Origin of the sequence: Gynurincola endophyticus (assembly GCF_003991195.1) — a bacterium.
GTDB classification, from domain to species: Bacteria; Bacteroidota; Bacteroidia; order Chitinophagales; family Chitinophagaceae; genus Gynurincola; species Gynurincola endophyticus.
In genome coordinates, this window is sequence record NZ_RCWL01000002.1 from 179,553 (window position 1) to 197,320 (window position 17,768).

Here is a 17,768-nt window from a genome sequence, read left to right on the forward strand (position 1 = left end):
AGGTTTTCTAATCTTTTCAGTTTTTTACATGAAAAGCGGAGCAAATATAAGATACTCAGCTCAATTTTTCATCACTTGGTACAGCTTTTTAGAATTTTGATTCAGAACCCTTTAGATTTCTGTGCTGAAATGGCAGTTTTTGACATTTTCATTCGTTAAAACGTGCTATCTTGCAAACGCACATGGTCGCTTTTCAAGATATATCTATTTTCCAATTTAAAAATTACCCGGCTCAACAGTTCCACTTTGATGAGCGAATTGTTTGCATTTGCGGTAAAAATGGCATCGGAAAAACCAATTTACTGGATGCTATCTACTATTTATGCTTTTCAAAAAGTTATTTTACGCGCAACGACCAGCTCAATGTATATAAAGGGTTGCAAGGCTTCAGAATCGACGCAAAACTGCTTTGGCAGTCAGAACCGGCTCAGGTAACCTGTATTTTACGTGAAACCGGAAAAAAAGAATTGCAATGGAATCAGCAACCTTATGAAAAGTTTGCCCTGCATATTGGCAAATTACCCTGCGTAATCATTGCTCCGGATGATATTGCACTCATTACCGAAGGTTCTGAAGAAAGACGAAAATTTTTAGATGGCATGATCGCCCAGATCAATCCGGTATATTTACAAAATCTACTGGATTACAACAAGATAATTCAACAAAGAAATAGTTTACTGAAATCATTGACACCCCACCAGCCCGTTCCTCATGATTTGATCGATGTATATGATAATCAACTAATTCCATTGGGAGATGCTATTTTCAAAGTAAGAAATACTTTTTTAGCCGATCTCTTACCCAAAGTAGGTGGATTTTATCAGGAAATTGCCCAGGTAGACGAACCGGTTACCCTGCAATATCAAAGTAGCCTTCATACCCGGCCGATGGGTGAGATTCTTCAAAATAACCGGCAAAAAGATATTCATTTGCAACGCACCAATGGTGGTATACATAAAGACGATCTTCAATTTTCAATGTTTGATCAGCCGTTTAAACAGATCGCGTCTCAGGGACAAAGAAAAAGTCTTTTGTTTGCGCTCAAACTGGCCGAATTCGAAATATTAAGAGAAAACAAAGGCTTCTCTCCCATCCTGTTAATGGATGATGTTTTTGAAAAACTGGATGAACACCGGATGCATCACCTGCTGCAATGGGTTTGTAAACAGCAGGAGTCGAATATTTTTATTACAGACACACATGTTGAAAGAATAAAAACACACTTCAACCAGTTAAATCAGACTGTTCAGATCATAAAACTTGATTAATTATCACCCGAAAGAATGTATCTTGCAGCATGGCTGAAATTTCATTAGGAGACGCTATCCAGCAGTTCCTGAACCGAAGCAGATTAAAATTCAGTGTTCAGGCACTACAGATTGAAGATGTTTGGGAAACTTTAATGGGTAAAACGATTGCCAGGTATACAGAGAAAATCAGTATTTACCAGCATACGCTTTATATCCACACCAATGTAGCGCCCCTGCGTCAGGAGTTAATGTATCAGAAAGAAAATATTATTCTCCGTGTCAATGAAAAACTGGGAGCCGGTACTATTAAAGATGTTGTTATAAAGTAGCAAACTTAAGGGCTTTTGCAATACTTCTGCATTAACGTTGTTAACTTCACTTCTTAGATTATAAGTCTTCCGAAGCAACCTTTTATAATTTTTATAGTTTAAGCTGTTCTTAATAAACCAGCTATATATAGCATTCAATAAAATGCATTTTTACGAAGAAAAAATCGTATATTATTAGTATAGGGGTAGGTGAATGAAGAGGATGCTGACAAGGCTGATAATAGTAATCAGGCCTTTCCTTGAACTATTACAGCGATCTGCTTAACATCAGTTAAACAGCATACTACCTTGTTTGAAGTAAAGAGTAAGAAAAACTTCAACGGAAGAAAGAGAAAATTATCATTTCTAAATCTATTTGCTGAAAAAATACGTATAATACTATGTGGAGTATTAAGACTCCACATAGTATTCAAAAATTTATTATACGATCGCCCCACACTCATCTAACTATTTTATCGCTTCACAGATCACTACAACGCTATTTATACGTCAGATGAATTTCAAAGAGGTTATCTAATATTTCTTAATATTTTCTGTCATTGTTTCAATATCATTGATACTTTGCTTGTCTAACACCGTTCCTTTTTTCACCAATAATATAGACGGATTCACTCTTGCCGCTGTTTTAATGGCGGTTGCATCCGAACGCAATAACTGATAGCCAGGGAAATATTGTGCAGCAACTTTTTGCGCTTCCGTTTCACTCAGATTAGAAACCAGATATTTTTCAATCTGCTGACCATCGAGATAAGTATTGAATGCTTTCAGCTCATCCTGCCATTTACCAGGCTTTAGCTCATCTTTCAGGAATACATATACCTGATACCGGTCTTTCTCTAATAACTCATAAGTCAGGTCCGTACCGCTATAATCCGCTAAAATAAAATCTCTGATTTTCGGAGTGGCGTTTCCTTTACGCACCACCTTATCATAACGATCTACAAACTGATAAACATCTTCATCAAAATCATCAGGAAAGTTGTCAGCTGTAAACTCCAGTTTCTGGCCATTCATATTATATACGAATGTAATCACCGTACTGTCAGGAATTGCTCCCGGCGGAATACTCATTTGCTCTACCAGGTTATTTCCTTTTTTGTAAGGTAAACAGTCTACAATCGGAAGGTGGGTCATTACATGCCCCATCAGCTTAAAACTAAAAGCAATCGTTAAACCCAGACTGATTAATGCCCAACGGGTACTGATGCGTGATTCTATCTTATGACGGTTAATAAACAGTACAATGATCAGTATCAGCAAAATAACATCCTTCCAGAATGATTGCAATGCACTGAGCGGAATACAATCTCCAAAACAACCACACTCTTTTATCTTTCCCGAAAAAACTGCATAGGCTGTTAAGAAGGTAAAGAAAATCATCAGCAGTAATAATAACCAGCTGAACAATCGCATTTTCCAACCGATAATTACCGCTACTCCGGCAATAATTTCAAAAGCGATCATCAGTATTGAAAAGACCAGTGTATAGTCACTTAAACCGTGCAATCCCCACACCTCAAAAAACTCCTGCATTTTATAGCTGAGTCCGAGAGGGTCATTCGCTTTCACCAAACCGGAAAAAATGAATAAAATACCTACAAAATAGCGAATAATGGTTAGTACTAACTTCATAACAGTTTTATTTAAGCAGGATGTTGTCCTTCCTGAATTAAGATGAGTGCAAATATCGAATAGTTGATAATATCAGTGTAGTTTGCATCTATACCCTCGCTTACAATTGTTTTACCGTCATTTTGCAAAATTTGTTTGATACGTTTTAATTTCATCAGTATCAGGTCTACAAAACTTTCCTGCGACATATCACGCCATGCCTCTCCATAGTCATGGTTTTTCTTCAACATTATTTCTCTTACCCAGTTTACTTTTTGGGAGTATAACGGAGCCACCAGGTCATAAGCAACTTCTTCCGGATCGTCATTGGTAAAACCTAACTGCATCAATCCGATATAACCGTAGTTGACCATTGCTACAAACTCACCGGTAATGCTTTCATTGACTTTATTTACGCCGGTTTCCTGAATCGTACGGATACGATTAGCCTTGATAAACAGCTGATCAACGATAGAAATCGGCCTTAATACACGCCAGGCTGTGCCATAATCTTTCGTTTTCTTTAGAAACAATGCTTCACACTCAGCCACTACCTGATCGTATTGCGTCAATGTATTATTCATAATCAATCAAATTCGAGCTAATTTACGCCAAACGCACAAAAAATTACACTATTCTTATCATTTTCTAAATGATTAACTTAGCACAAAGTAATGATTTGAGATGTATAGTATCAACTGTAAGGGAAGATTAATGAATTTTAATCGCCCGCAACTCATGGGTATTATTAATTGTACACCGGATAGCTTCTATGCCGGTAATCGTCATCTGGGTGAAGACATTCTTCCCGTAGCTCAAAAACACGTTGAAGCAGGCGCTACGATGCTCGACATAGGCGGGCAAAGTACACGCCCCGGTTCTGCACGAATCAGTGCTGAAGAGGAAGCCCAGAGAGTATCCGCAGCTATACGGCTGATCAGAAACACCTATCCTGATATCGTTATATCTGTTGATACTTTCTATGGAATAGTGGCTGAACAGGCAGTAGAAGCCGGTGCAGACCTAATTAATGATGTAACAGGTGCTTCTATCGACCCCCTTATTCTCCAGGTGGCGGGCAGGATGCAAGTTCCGTACATCCTCACGCACTTGAAAGGGAATCTGGATACGATGCAGGTTGCACCGCATTATGATAATCTTCTGTCAGAAATGTTAACGTATTTTATTGAAAAAATCAGACAATGTGAGGAGAATGGAATCAAAGATATTATTATTGACCTGGGGTTTGGATTTGGTAAAACCCTGGCGCATAATTATAAAATAATGGCAGAGCTGGAAACATTCCATTTATTGAATCGGCCACTGCTGGTAGGAGTTTCACGCAAATCAATGGTGCAGAAATTATTGAATGTAGAAGCTTCAGAAGCTTTGAACGGTACCACAATCCTGCATACATATGCGTTACAAAAAGGAGCCCATATACTCAGAGTACACGATGTAAAAGAAGCGATGGAAGTGATAAAAATAAGAGAAAAGCTTGTATCCGCCTCAACGAATCAATAACAGCAGCTGTTTCACTTATTGCAAATAAAAAGCCGTCCGGAATCATGTTCCGGACGGCTTTTTATTTATTACTGATTATTTTACATCAACTATTTCGATATCGAAAATCAGGTTTTCGTGTGGTGTACCGCCAGGGCCCGGTTGAGCACCATAAGCTAAGTTGAAAGGAATAAATAAAGTTCCTTTTCCACCTTTTTTAAAGAATTTCAAACCTTCTTCCCATCCTTGAATTACACGGCCCTGACCGATTACAAATTCAAAAGGACGGCCATCAGGTCCGGCATTACTTTCAAACTGCTCTCCTGAAGGAAATAATTTACCGGTATATTTAATCACCAGTGTTTTTCCATCTTCTACCTGAGCACCTGTTCCTGCATTTGAAACCAATACAAAAGTTCCTTTAGGAGCTTTTACAGTATTGATTTTATTGTCAGCCAGATATTTTTCAATTTCTTCTGTTTTAGGGCCGATTAAACTGGCAGCTTTATCTTCCAGTTTTTGGTTTTCCTGTACCAGACGAGCCTGTTCTTTTTCCACTTCAATCATCTGATCAGCGCGGGCAGTACTGTCATCTTTGAAAATCTGTACCACTTTAAAAGTAACTAACAGTTCATCTTCTTTAGTAATGAACGGAGGTAAATTAGCTCCTTTTTTAGCAAGGCTGTCTACAGAAATATAAGTTACTGCAGAGTCATTTAAACCTAAAAGGTTGAAAACTTCAGATGGGTCATAAACTGCACCTACAGAATCAACTTTTGCATAAGCAGGCATTGATTCAGCATTACTGTTTAAAATAGAATCCTTACCGGTTTTAGCAAATTTGATTCTTTGCTCGTATCTGAATTTGATGATATCTCCGTACTGTGCTTTTTCAGCTGTACCACCATCAAAAATTTTGTAACGTAAACCGGACGCAGTGGTTTTTAAATTACCGTCACCGCTACAGCTGACCATTGCAGCTAAAGCAACAGTACTTAAGATTGCAGATAACTTTTTCATGAATAAATTTTATAATAATTGAGCAGCGTTTTCTTTTAAAACTTTTTTAAAGTGTTCAATGGTTTCTTCGAGAGAATCATTAGATCTACCTCCTGCTGCATTGAAGTGACCTCCCCCATTGAAATATTTTCGGGCAAATGTATTAACGTCAAAATCTCCTTTACTTCTGAAACTCCATTTACGCTCCTCATCCCTGTCGATGACCAAAGCCGCAAATTTAATCCCTTTGATTGTTAAAGGATAATTCACCAAACCGTCGGTATCGCCGGTTTTGATTTCAAATTTAAACAAGTCACGTTTGGAAATCCAAATAATGGCAGTATTATATTCATAAAACACTTCCATTCTTTTCAAAAGCACGTAACCTAAAAAGCGCACCCTGTTTTCAAGGAAGTTGTCATAAATGTTTTCATGAATACGGGTATGCTCAATTCCTTTTTCTTTCAGATCGGCAATCATCCGGTGCGTACTGGCCGTTGCTCCAGGAAATCTGAACGACCCTGTATCTGTCATTACACCCGCATACAAACATCCTGCGATGGTTTGATCTATCCATTCACCTTTACCTGATTCGATGATAAAGTCATAGACCATTTCGCAGGTAGAGCTCTTAGCCGTATTACTTTCACCGTATTCAAAATAATCTACGTCAGGTTGCTGGTGATGGTCGATCAATACCTTAGTAGCACTGATATCTTCGAGTACCGGAGCAAAGTTTTTCGTACGCGAAATAATGTTAAAATCTAAGCAAAAAAGGCAATTAGCCTGCGCAATGAGCTGTTGAGACAAATTTTTATTGAGTTCAAAATCAATCACCTTGTCCACGCCCGGCATCCAGTTCAACCAATCACTCCAGTTAGTAGGAGAAATTACATCCACTTTATGCCCGCCTTTTACCAAAAAGTGGTAAAGTGCTAATCCTGACCCCATTGCATCGGCATCCGGTTTCTGATGAAAGGTAATGACAATGTTCTGTGGCTGCTCTAAAATCGGATATATTTCTTTAATTGCTTTCATAAAAGAACGCAAATTTGCGTAATTATCAGGGTTTCTCCAAGTTTAGTTTAGCAGATTTATCCCCATTCAGCGCAGCATTTTTTCGAAAAAGTAACTGAATCGATTATATTTGCGCAAAATTGAGACAAGTTATGAGCAATCGCACTTTTACAATGATCAAGCCTGACGCTATGAAAAATGGCCACGCAGGAGCTATTTTAGACAGGATCATTAAAGAAGGCTTCAGAATAGTTGCCTTAAAACAAACTAAATTAAGCAAAGAAAAAGCTGGTGAGTTTTATGCTGTGCATAAAGAGCGCCCTTTTTACGGCGAATTAGTAGATTTCATGAGTAGCGGTATCATTATCGCCGCAATTCTTGAAAAAGAAAACGCCGTAGCTGAATTCAGAACTTTAATCGGTGCAACGAATCCTGCTCAGGCTGCTGAAGGTACTATCCGCAAACAATTTGCTACTTCACTGGGTGAAAATGCAATTCACGGATCTGATAGCGACGAAAACGCTGCTATTGAGGGTAATTTCTTCTTCAGTGGTTTAGAGCAATTCTAAAAATATCAAAACCGCCTGACGGCGGTTTTTTTATTATTCTTACTGCAACGCTCTGATTAAAACATCATCAGATATTCAGTAATCTTATTTTTGTTCTATCGGCGTTACTTTAAAACCCTCCTTCTTCAATAAAGCTATCACCCCTTTTTTTCCACCCAGGTGACCAGCACCGAAAGCATACAGATACTTTTGCTTTCCTTTATTCTCTTTCATAATCTTTACCCAGTTTTCATTACGTTCAGACAAAAACTTATCCTCCATGTCAACAAAAGACTTGTCTTCATTGATCAAAGCATACAGTTCTTCAGCATTGCCTCTCAAATAAGTTTCTACCAGTTTACCAAACTGTTCTTTCGTTTGATCTGGTTGTCGCATGTACTGAAGTAACCCTTCCACCTGATCTTTATATTCTATTCCCATCATCATATCCAATTGAAACTCGAAAGTCTCCAGCCCTTTTACCGGCTTTTTCATATCCACAAAACGTTTATTCAGATAAAGATCGATCGCCTCGGTTTTACAATCCAGTAAGTTTTGCATAAACAATTGCTGAATAAAAACAGGTTGCAACTTTTTAACCACCATCCAGGGTAAATTCAAACTACTTTGTGTTGCAATGAACTTTTTTAAAGAATCAACGGTCGGAGCCGGTAAAAATTCATCTAACGCTGTAGAAGAAACAGCTTTTGAAAAAACAGCCAGCGGGTTCACCGCATTCATGTCTAATTCAAGATACAATGTTTCGGCCTGCTCCAATACCAGCTCTAATGATTCGGAAACTTTAAACTGATCAGCACAGATCAAATGAATCGTTCCAAACAGATAAAACGGTGTTGAACCCTTTGATTCTACTTTATACAAAAGAGAGTGATTACCTGACTTTCTTTTCTGGGCATTTATTTCGATGGCCGATACTTGTAGTAAGAGGAAAGCTAAAATTTTTACAACAAACTTCATTATGAAATATTTATATATTCTTTTTCTTTATAATTTTTTTATCCTGTCTAAATATATTACTTAGTTGTTTAAGTTACAATTATATTACAATTAATTAACAGATCAGAAAAAATGGTATGATAAAAATCAAGACCTGCCCTAAGTACTATTTGATTGTAACATTTTTTGCTATCTTGCCCCCAAAGTTCAAAAAATGAAGCCTTACCTAATCGTAGTATTGATTATTTTAACCCACTTTCAATCATTCTCTCAAAGAGCCCCTCAATATGATTTAAAAGATTTTGTAAATCAGGGATGGAGTATTGATGAATGCGGATTTGACCCCGATGCAGAAGCGATCGTATTGTATAAAGAAAGTGCATATGATTTAATTCTTACTTCTTCTAACTTCTCCATCAGAACGAAACATACGCGTATTGTAAAAGTATTAAACGAGAAAGGGTTTGAAGAAGCCAATTTAAGCGTTCGTTTTAATCCATTCAAACTTACCGAAACAGTAAAAATTGATAAAGCGATTGTTTATAACATAGATGAAAACGGTAAAGTGACCGAACAGGTAATTGCCAAAGAAAATATTTTCACTTCCAAAGAAAACAACTACCGTGCTACCATGAAAGTAGCCGCACCTAATATCCAGGTAGGCAGCATTGTTCACTATGAATACACCGTAAATACTCCTTACTTCAGAAATCACTATTACCAGGAAAACATTCCCATTCTGAAATCAGTAATGCGTTCTTCTTTCGAGCAGGCGTTTCAGGTTGACCTGGCTAACCACATCCATAAAAACTTTAAAAGAATTAATAGCAGTAAAGGCGGGCGAGAAGAATATTATGTTGAAGTAGATTCTATTTTTGGTTTAAAAGAAGAACCTTACGGAGATAATTTTTATATCTACGTACAGCGATCTATGTTAGTACCAAGATCCTACAACCATGGACCGGATTTAACGCCCAAACTGGCGCAGGTTCTGGGAAATTATCTGGATGATGATAATTTCGGAAGAAAGCTGAAAGCAAATATCAACAACGATCATGAAGTTCAACGTGTATTCTCAAAAATGACAGACCTTAAAGACTCTTATTCAAAAGCAAAGTTTTTGTACGAGTATGTGAGAGATAATTATATTATGACCGAAGATGGTGATTTGTATTTTGAAACGACACTGTCAAACATTCTTTCAAAGAAGAAAGGAAAACAGGTTGAAATTGCTGCATTATACTACAGACTTCTTCAGAAAGCAGGGCTTAAACCGACCCTTGTATTAGCTACAACGAACGACGAACCAACACTGGATCTTGCCTGGCCGTCTATTTCAAACTTTTCTACACTTATGATTAAAGTAGAAATTGATGGTAAAACCTACTATAATAATCCTGTATTCGGTTTTGTTCCTTTTGATTTACCACCGCGGGATGTATTAAACACCGCCGGCCTGGAAATTATAAGTGCTGCTTCAAAAAATGCTACCTATCAGATTGTATCTATCGAATCAAACAATCAGAAAAATCTAAACAACATTAATGTTGTAGCTAAGATGGATGAAAATGGAATCATTGACGGAAGAGCAATTTATTTCCATGCAGATTACGGCAAAATTAACGCACACAGCCTCTATGTAAAAGATTCATCTAATTATTATAAAACATTTGAACAAACAGGTTCAATGGAAATAAAAGATATACGTTTTGAGAGTGATTCAACCAACGCTTCACTGGCCCGAACCTATTTCAACTTTAAACAGCCAACCTTATTACAAGACCAGTTTCTGATGGTTCCTACGAACTATTTTAGTGGGTTTACCAAAAACCCTTTCACCGCTGAGCTAAGAAAAACAGCTGTTTATTTTTCTGCTCCGGTACAAACAAGAGTCAACTTTGTAATAGAAGTAGATCCAAAATGGGAAATAGAAAATGTACCACAGAATATTAAATTATTGATGCATGATAAGTCAATCAGTTATACCCGAAGAGTATTTCATGAAAATAACCGATTAAACATCCAGCTTGACATTTCTATTCTGAAACATATGTATGAGTTATCAGAATATGAAGATTTTTATGAATTCTGGAAAATGTTATTTGAGAAACTAAACGAACAAATTGTATTCAAACAAAAGGCATGATAAAGCAACTTTTATTTTTTATAGTATTCTGGTGTATATTATCTTCTTTTAGCGATAAAAAACCACCGCATACAGTTTATCATAACTATGAAACCAGTATTTCTCTGGCAGATGAGAAGAAGTTTACTTATGAGGTTAAATATACGATGACCGTACTGAATCCTTCCGGAAAAAAAAACCTGGGCGTTGCAATATTTCAGAATGAAGGCATTAAACTGGAATCAGCCTCTATTGTTTACAAAAAGAATGGTAAAACAGAGAAAAAAATGTCTGCTAAAGACATGGTTAAACAGATAGTAGATTCAGACATGGCTTCCAGTTCATACTATTACGTAGCAGGCTACTCAGCACTTAGCTATCCGGTTGAAGTAGAAGTTTCTTACAAAGTAAAGTACAGCAGTTTTGTAAACCTTCCGATTTTCTCGGTAATCAACTCTGATGAAGAGCTGTGCGAAAAAGCGAAGGTATATGTTGAAACTCCTGCCAGTTTGCCGTTATCGTATCTGGCAAAAAATGCCCGGTTTACGCAAAAAATCGATAACCTTTCGAACGGTAAAAAACTATATACGTTTGAAGCTGCTAATTTAAGACTGGAAAACTATGAAGTAGGACAACAATTTGATGTTCCTATACTTTTTCTGAATATTCCCCGATTTGTTTATTATGGCAAAGCAGGCTCAAACGAAAGTTTTGAAAGCCTGTCAAATTTCTTTTGGGAACTATGGAAAACTGAAACTGCCCTACCCGCTGAGCATGTAACATTTTTACAGGATATTACTAAAAATGCTTCCGGTGACCGTGAAAAAGCAAAAATCGTATATGAATACCTTCAGAATAATTTTCGTTATATAAGTATTCAGTTAGGAATCGGTGGATTTAAGCCTTATTCAGCTATCAGTACTTTAAAAAATAAGTATGGCGACTGTAAAGCTTTAACAAACTACATGCACAGTGCTTTAAAAGCATTGAATATTGAAAGTTATCCGGTAGTTATTTATGCAGGTGGAGATATTCCGTTTGTAATGACAGAAGATTTTGTTTTTGATTATAGTAACCATATTATTTTAACCGTGCCGAATAAAGGTGATACGGTTTGGCTGGAATGCACCTCAAAAACAGCTGAATTCGGCAATCTGGGATATTTCACAGAAAACAGAACAGGGTTTCCAATTATGGAAAAAGGAGGAAAACTGATTCATACACCTAAAAGTATTGCTCAAAGTTCTTTGTTGAATGTAAACACTATTATTACTTTGAATGAGCAGGCAGGTGCTGATATTGTACATCATATTTCAGCTACCGGTGATGTGAGTCAATTGATTCGCCCCCGCCTTCATGGTACCAAAACCCAGGCAACCAACTTATTGATCAACGAACTTCACTGGACACAACCCCGTACACTCAATGTAATTAAAAAAGAAAAAAGTCAGCTGGCCGAAGTACAAATGCAAATTGACAACCTTTCTAAAACAAAAACACCGGATAAGATATTTTTAGATCTTTATCCATACCATTTTTTCGCAGAAGACATCAAGTCGAATGAATCCCGAAAAAAAGATCTTGTTATTCAATTCCCTTTTATCGAAAGTGATACGATTACCTACAAGCTGCCAATGAATTATAAATTGTTGTCGAAACCTGCTGATGTGTCAATTGATTCGAAGTATATCTCTTTTAATTCAAAGCGTGTGTATGACGAAGAGAACAATATTTTACATATTTATACACAGTACAGTATGAAGGAGAAAGTGATTCCTGCAAAAGACTTCAGCGACTTTCAGCGCACCAATACAGAAGTTTTAGTTTCAAGAAGCGGACAAATGATTCTTCAAAAGCAATAATAAAAAAGGTATGACTTGCGGTCATACCTTTTTTATTTGTTTATAGTTTAACTACGGCTTCTTCGCCATAGATCTGATCTTTAAATGCCAGCGAAGGCGATGCAATAAAAGGACCTGCATTTAAATCATTCCATTTTGCATCAACAGCTTTGATGGTTTCATCATTTGCAACAATAATATTCGGCCAATCTCTTTCAAAACCGTCAAACCCGAGTGTTTTAATAGTGCCATCCAAACCTAAACAAGACCATTTTTTAGTGCCTTTCTGTGTATCGTACAAATAATAATCGCGTTTGGGATCCAGGTTATTACAGAAACGCCACAAGGCAACCTGTAAGTGATGTGGATTTACCGTATGCTCCACGTAAAGGATCATTTTGATAGCATCTACTGATCCTGAAGCAGCAATTTGTTCATGCAGTTCACGAATATGGCCGGTTTTATTTTTCTTTACCGCTATGACCAGGCAACCTATTCCCTGATCAGTCAAACTTGCATTAACAGCCTGTATCGCAGGAAACTGTTCTACCAGGCGCGCAACAACAGTAGTTTTATCAAACGTTTTGCTCCACTCATAACGATCGTCTATTTCTTCAGGAAGTTTGATGGTACCATCGATACACATTTTTCCACCGAAGCCCATTTTAGAGCAGCTATGGTCTAAAACATCCATCGGGCCCTGAGAGAAGTAAACATCCGTTGCAGGGTTCATTTGTTCAAACATCTGGCGCGCTAAGTGCAGATAGTCGGTAATAGCCACATCTTTTGTTGCGTCTGGATGTTTTGATTGAATTGCCAGAATTTTATTAAACATCATCTGGCCGGCACCCCACATCGCATTCATTACTTTTTGGCCTTGCCCGGGAAATTCTTTGTCAATTTTAGCAATCACGAGATTGTGAAATACACCCTCCACAGGCATATCCATATCGATCATTTCGGGTACCATTGTCATTTTGATAGGTGCCAGAAAAATCCGCTCTGTAGCTTTTCCCAGCCAGGCATCTTCCTGTGGCGGAATACCTACTATAGTGGCCGGATAAACTGCATTTTTTTTATGAGTGATGGCTGTGATATGAAATTTAGGATACCAGTCAGGTAATGAATAATAACCGGTATGATCACCGAAAGGACCTTCCCATATTAACTCATCATTGGGGTCAACGTAGCCTTCGATAATGAAATCTGCATCTGCAGGAACTTCAACTGAAGGCTGGGTGATACATTTTACCAGTTCTACTTTCTTTTTTCTCAGAAAACCCGCTAACATGTATTCATCTACATTTTCGGGCAAAGGTGCAGTAGCTGAATAAGCATAAGCAGGATCACCTCCCAATGCCACAGCAACCGGCATTTTCTGACCCAGCTTTTTGTATTCCTGAAAATGTTTTGCACTTACTTTATGTCGGTGCCAGTGCATTCCGGTGAGTTTTTCACCGAATACCTGCATTCTGTACATACCTACATTCCTATGTCCGGTGTTCGGATCCTTCGTATGAATAACCGGTAAAGTAACAAACGGGCCTCCATCTTTCGGCCAACAGGTAATAACCGGTAATTTAGTAATATCAGGGTTGGTCATTACCACTTCCTGGCATTCACCCCGGCCTGATTTAACTTTAGGCATCCAGGATGCAAAAGTGCTCAATTTGGGAAGTAGTTTAAGTTTATCCAGCATTCCTTCTTTCGGAGCTGTTAATAACTTAAATAAACCTTCTATTTCGTGGGTAATATCGTCAAGTTGTTGAACTCCTAAAGCCAGACACATTCTTTTTTCGCTTCCGTAAGCGTTCATCAGAACAGGGAAGTCATAACCTGTGTTCTCAAACAAAAGAGCTTTTCCACCACCTGGTTCTTTGCTAAACCTGTCGGTGATTTCAGCAATTTCCAACTTAGGGTCTACATAAGTTTTAATACGGATTAATTCGCCCGCATTTTCTAATGCTTCAATAAAAGCTTGTTGATTCTTATATGCCATGCGCTATATTATAAAACACAAATTTACGCAATAAGCATGGTAAAAAGAGAGCAGTAATAAATAGTAAGAGTAAAATCGCGTTAAAATTTCGGGCAACGCAAGTAATTATTACGACCGCCGTCGCCTAAACCGATAAATAGTTTAATTCCGTGATTATAGTACCAGTCTTTAGTCTTTTCACTACCTCTGATCGTATTCAGCGCGGGGTAAGCCGGGTTACCGCCCGGAATTTCGCCGCCACGGTAGCTCAGATCAACGGCTAACTGGTTTCTTTCTGCCAATAAATCTGCAGGATTCACATAACGTGTACTTACATCATCGATATAGTCTGTAAATAGTTTTCTTAGATTCACTTCGTATGCCAGATGTACTTTATCAGATAATCTGAATTTTACACCGCCTCCGAAAGGAATAGCAATCTGATGGGGTGAATAAGGTTTTCTGTCAGGGTAATTAGCCAATCCCTGTCCTTCAGTACTCAGCGGGCGTAGTTTCACTTTCTGGCCCGCATAATAAGTATAAGGTTCATGGTGGAAATAAGCAACGCCAACAAAAACGTAAGGAGTCCACATCTTATAATATAAGTCTCTAAAGTGTAATACAGCAACTGTATTCACTTCAAAAATATTATTAGAAAAATGTAGATTACGATGTGCTGTATTAGCTACGTTATTAGAGTCGTGCGCATTTAATTTACCATAAGTCAGATTTGCCTGCACAGCCCAGAAATCTGTTAATTTATATTGCACGCCCAAACCGAAACTCGGTTTGGAGTTTTTTACTCTGAAAGCACTATTAAGTTCTCCATTGTAGTTCATCACTCCTCCGAAAGCAGTAAGCTGCCAACGATCTTGTGCTAAGCCTGGTAAGGCAACTAAATTGGAGATAACGAGAACGGCGAATAATATCTTGTTCATACAATTAAAGACGTAAATGTATTAATTCTATGGTAGTTTGTCAACAAGATTTATTCCAAAAGCAAATTAACCGGCTTGTTCTTGTTTTACAGGTCCTCTAATTTAACAATTCCGAACTTCAAAGCGAACTTAATCAGGCCAACAAGGTTCTTTGAACCGATTTTTTTATTAACAGAACTTTTGTATTGTTCGATGGTCCGTTCGCTCAGATTAAGTTTTAGTCCTATTTGTTTTGCCGTCATTTGCATGCAGGTAAACCGGATAATTTCGATTTCCCGGGGTGAGAACTCCAGCTCTCCGACTCTGAATGCCGGGATATTGTCTTGTAAAGTAAATGTATTAATAATATGCCCCCTGGCGATGGCACAGAAATAGTCCTTTCCCTGCAAAATATAATCTACCGCCTGCAAGATATCTTCATCCTTGTCATCTTTAATAATATAACCGTTTACATTGGCTGAAAACATATTATTGACAGCTTCCGCATCGTCATTATAAGTGTATACTAAAATTTTGGTATCGCGGTTTTGGTTTTTAATTTCCCGTGCAACCTGATGGCCTAACTGGTCAGGTAATCTATAATCTAAGATAACCAATTGAGGTTTATACAACGAAGACTTTTCAATAGCGTCGTCGCCCCTGAAAGCTGTTTCTACCGTTTCAAAACGGTCTCCGATGAGGCTGACTAAACCATTCACGATCATTTTGTGATCATCTACAATCAAAAGGGTATTATTCAATGTACTTTTCATGTTAAAGGGATGGTGATTTGATAATGATAACCATTAGGGTACTGATTATTGAGTTTCAGATCACCTTTTAAGATTTCGGTATGATAGAGCAGATTCTTCATTCCTATTCCACCCGATAAAATATTCTCACTAAAGCCGGTGCCATCATCCTGATAAAAAAAGATAATCCTGTGTTCAACATAAGTTACCCGTAAAGTAATTTTATTATACTGGGCATGTTTTACAGTGTTGGCTACCAATTCAGATACAATTAACCGCATTCGATGATATTGAGTAAAGCTGATCGCAACATTCGGAACATTATATTCGAACTCGAACGCTTTACCGGAAATTCGTTCTATTGTTTGCTTAAAGTCAATCAGAGAGTTTTTAAAGATATTGGTTGAGTATGTTCTTTTATCATTGATTTCATGACTCATCTGGCGAACCATATCCCTTACATTTGAAATCTGATCGTTTAATTCATTGTAAGCTTCTTCACTGATATCTTTATTTTTATGATATCTTATCAGATTTTGTCTGGTAAACAAAATTAACGGAGCTATTTCGTCATGAATACTCTGCGCCAGAAAGAGTCTTTCTTTATCAATCTGGTGCGATTTATTTTTGTAAAAATAGTACACTACTACAGCCACTATAATAATTGCGATTAAAAGGATATAGGTAATCATCTGATATTGTCTTTTATCCTTTTCAGCCTGTAATTGTTTTTCGTAGGACTCTTTTAACTTCAGATTGGATATATAATTTTCTCTTTCATTTTTAAAGTTGATACGGTACAACAGGTAATTTATGCTATCCAGATTTACCTTCATTTCCCAGAATTTATCTGCCGCACCTTTATAATCACCGCTATAATAGGCCAACCACCCCTGATTCAGTAATAATACATTATCATTATTGATCAAATTATTATCGTACACAAAAGTGTTATATAAAGTCAGTGACTTTTTTAACATATCAACACTTTTTAGATTCTGTGCCAATAGCAGGTATACTCTCATTGCATCATAGTTATCGGCTTTCATGTACGCTGCATTCGGCTCTAAAAAATAACTCTTTATTTTTTCATAAAAATCTTCATTGATCTCGTTTGGAAAAAATCGTTTGTAATACATCTTTATCAATAAATAGGTTCTTTCGAACATATTTTTGTCTGACTGTTTAAAGTAATTATCCCGGTTAATGATCGAGGCTATATTGGTTGAAATATCATAAAGCTTTTTTATAGCCATAGAATCTTTCAGATAAGCATACATGCCACCGGCATAGTTAATAAAGTAGAAATAGCTTTGTACCGTATTATACTTAAAACTATCAGACCTGATAGTAGCTTCAAAGTTTTCAAGTTGCGGATATACTACTTTAAAGTAATTCTGAAAGGTGGCCGTATCATGAATGAGGCTAGCCACTCCTATCAGTCTGCGTAAAGCCGTTATCTGATCCTGCTGAAAATTATTCTTAATTGCAATATTGTAAAAGAGCTCATTATAGTAATCTGCCTCCCCCAACCTGCCCATATTCAGTTTTCGCACTACTTTAGCCAGATAATACCTCGCCAGTTCATACTGGTTGGAGCTGTCTTTATAGGTTAACTGATAATACAACTGGGCAACCGAGTCAAAGTTTGGCATCTCTCCCAGCCATTCTGCACCTTCGGTAAAAGACTCGATAAAATTATGCTGCAGTTTATTTTTAAGCTTTACAGAGTCATAGTACTTCGCAACGACTTCGCCAGGCATTGGTTTCGACTGCGCGCATACCACGAGTGTCAAACTTTGTATCAGTATAAGTAGGCAAATAAACTTCATCTCGACTTAAGTAGAAATATATATTCAATTTAATTCTAATTATTTACAAACAAAATTGATTAACATCAATATTTTAGATCGATCAGCTCAATTTTGTAAGTGTTAATAT

At 37.3% G+C, this 17,768-nt stretch carries 15 protein-coding genes; 6 read left to right on the top strand and 9 right to left on the bottom strand.

Annotation, left to right across the window (positions count from 1 at the left end; all coding sequences use genetic code 11):
* Positions 1-182: 182 nt before the first annotated feature.
* Positions 183-1,268 carry a DNA replication/repair protein RecF gene (gene recF, locus D9O48_RS04730; RefSeq protein ID WP_126971156.1) on the top strand — a complete coding sequence of 362 codons (1,086 nt, stop codon included), beginning with the start codon at positions 183-185 and terminating at the stop codon, positions 1,266-1,268.
* Between the two features lie 29 nt (positions 1,269-1,297).
* Positions 1,298-1,579, top strand: a complete 282-nt coding sequence (locus D9O48_RS04735; RefSeq protein ID WP_126971158.1) for a DUF721 domain-containing protein — start codon at positions 1,298-1,300, stop codon at positions 1,577-1,579.
* 513 nt (positions 1,580-2,092) lie between these two features.
* On the opposite strand, the gene D9O48_RS04740 is transcribed toward D9O48_RS04735, so the two are convergent.
* The gene (locus tag D9O48_RS04740; RefSeq protein WP_126971160.1) at positions 2,093-3,211 is read right to left on the bottom strand and encodes a BT_3928 family protein; all 1,119 of its coding nucleotides are present in this window, start codon (positions 3,209-3,211) and stop codon (positions 2,093-2,095) included.
* An 11-nt stretch (positions 3,212-3,222) separates the two neighbouring features.
* On the bottom strand, positions 3,223-3,774 hold the full coding sequence (locus D9O48_RS04745) for a DUF1599 domain-containing protein (protein ID WP_126971162.1): 552 nt from the start codon (positions 3,772-3,774) through the stop codon (positions 3,223-3,225).
* Between the two features lie 100 nt (positions 3,775-3,874).
* On the opposite strand from D9O48_RS04745, the gene folP reads away from it, so the two are divergent.
* Positions 3,875-4,714, top strand: coding sequence for a dihydropteroate synthase (gene folP / locus D9O48_RS04750; RefSeq protein ID WP_126971164.1), 840 nt, complete (start codon positions 3,875-3,877; stop codon positions 4,712-4,714).
* 75 nt (positions 4,715-4,789) lie between these two features.
* On the opposite strand, the gene D9O48_RS04755 is transcribed toward folP, so the two are convergent.
* Positions 4,790-5,713: an FKBP-type peptidyl-prolyl cis-trans isomerase gene (locus D9O48_RS04755; protein WP_126971166.1), complete on the bottom strand. Its 924-nt coding sequence runs from the start codon at positions 5,711-5,713 to the stop codon at positions 4,790-4,792.
* A 9-nt stretch (positions 5,714-5,722) separates the two neighbouring features.
* On the bottom strand, positions 5,723-6,730 hold the full coding sequence (locus D9O48_RS04760; RefSeq protein ID WP_126971168.1) for a DHH family phosphoesterase: 1,008 nt from the start codon (positions 6,728-6,730) through the stop codon (positions 5,723-5,725).
* 131 nt (positions 6,731-6,861) lie between these two features.
* Between D9O48_RS04760 and D9O48_RS04765 the strand changes: the two genes are divergently transcribed.
* Positions 6,862-7,278 carry a nucleoside-diphosphate kinase gene (locus D9O48_RS04765; RefSeq protein ID WP_126971170.1) on the top strand — a complete coding sequence of 139 codons (417 nt, stop codon included), beginning with the start codon at positions 6,862-6,864 and terminating at the stop codon, positions 7,276-7,278.
* 84 nt (positions 7,279-7,362) lie between these two features.
* Here the strand turns inward: D9O48_RS04765 and D9O48_RS04770 are convergent, their stop codons facing one another.
* Positions 7,363-8,235 (bottom strand): TraB/GumN family protein, encoded by an 873-nt coding sequence (locus D9O48_RS04770; protein ID WP_126971172.1) that lies wholly within the window; start codon positions 8,233-8,235, stop codon positions 7,363-7,365.
* A 193-nt stretch (positions 8,236-8,428) separates the two neighbouring features.
* Between D9O48_RS04770 and D9O48_RS04775 the strand changes: the two genes are divergently transcribed.
* On the top strand, positions 8,429-10,360 hold the full coding sequence (locus tag D9O48_RS04775; protein WP_126971174.1) for a DUF3857 domain-containing protein: 1,932 nt from the start codon (positions 8,429-8,431) through the stop codon (positions 10,358-10,360).
* Positions 10,357-12,201: a transglutaminase-like domain-containing protein gene (locus D9O48_RS04780; RefSeq protein WP_126971176.1), complete on the top strand. Its 1,845-nt coding sequence runs from the start codon at positions 10,357-10,359 to the stop codon at positions 12,199-12,201. Before D9O48_RS04775 ends, D9O48_RS04780 begins: the two co-directional genes overlap by 4 nt.
* A 40-nt stretch (positions 12,202-12,241) precedes the next feature.
* Here the strand turns inward: D9O48_RS04780 and D9O48_RS04785 are convergent, their stop codons facing one another.
* The 4 genes from D9O48_RS04785 to D9O48_RS04800 all read right to left on the bottom strand — a co-directional run bounded on the left by D9O48_RS04785 (position 12,242) and on the right by D9O48_RS04800 (position 17,590).
* Complete coding sequence (locus D9O48_RS04785) at positions 12,242-14,179, bottom strand: menaquinone biosynthesis decarboxylase (protein WP_126971178.1); 1,938 nt, start codon at positions 14,177-14,179, stop codon at positions 12,242-12,244.
* 80 nt (positions 14,180-14,259) lie between these two features.
* A complete protein-coding gene (locus D9O48_RS04790; RefSeq protein ID WP_126971180.1) occupies positions 14,260-15,096 on the bottom strand; it encodes a DUF6089 family protein in 837 nt (278 codons plus the stop codon).
* 86 nt (positions 15,097-15,182) lie between these two features.
* Positions 15,183-15,848, bottom strand: coding sequence for a response regulator (locus D9O48_RS04795; RefSeq protein ID WP_126971182.1), 666 nt, complete (start codon positions 15,846-15,848; stop codon positions 15,183-15,185).
* Positions 15,845-17,590 (bottom strand): sensor histidine kinase, encoded by a 1,746-nt coding sequence (locus D9O48_RS04800; RefSeq protein ID WP_126971184.1) that lies wholly within the window; start codon positions 17,588-17,590, stop codon positions 15,845-15,847. Before D9O48_RS04800 ends, D9O48_RS04795 begins: the two co-directional genes overlap by 4 nt.
* Positions 17,591-17,768: the final 178 nt, after the last annotated feature.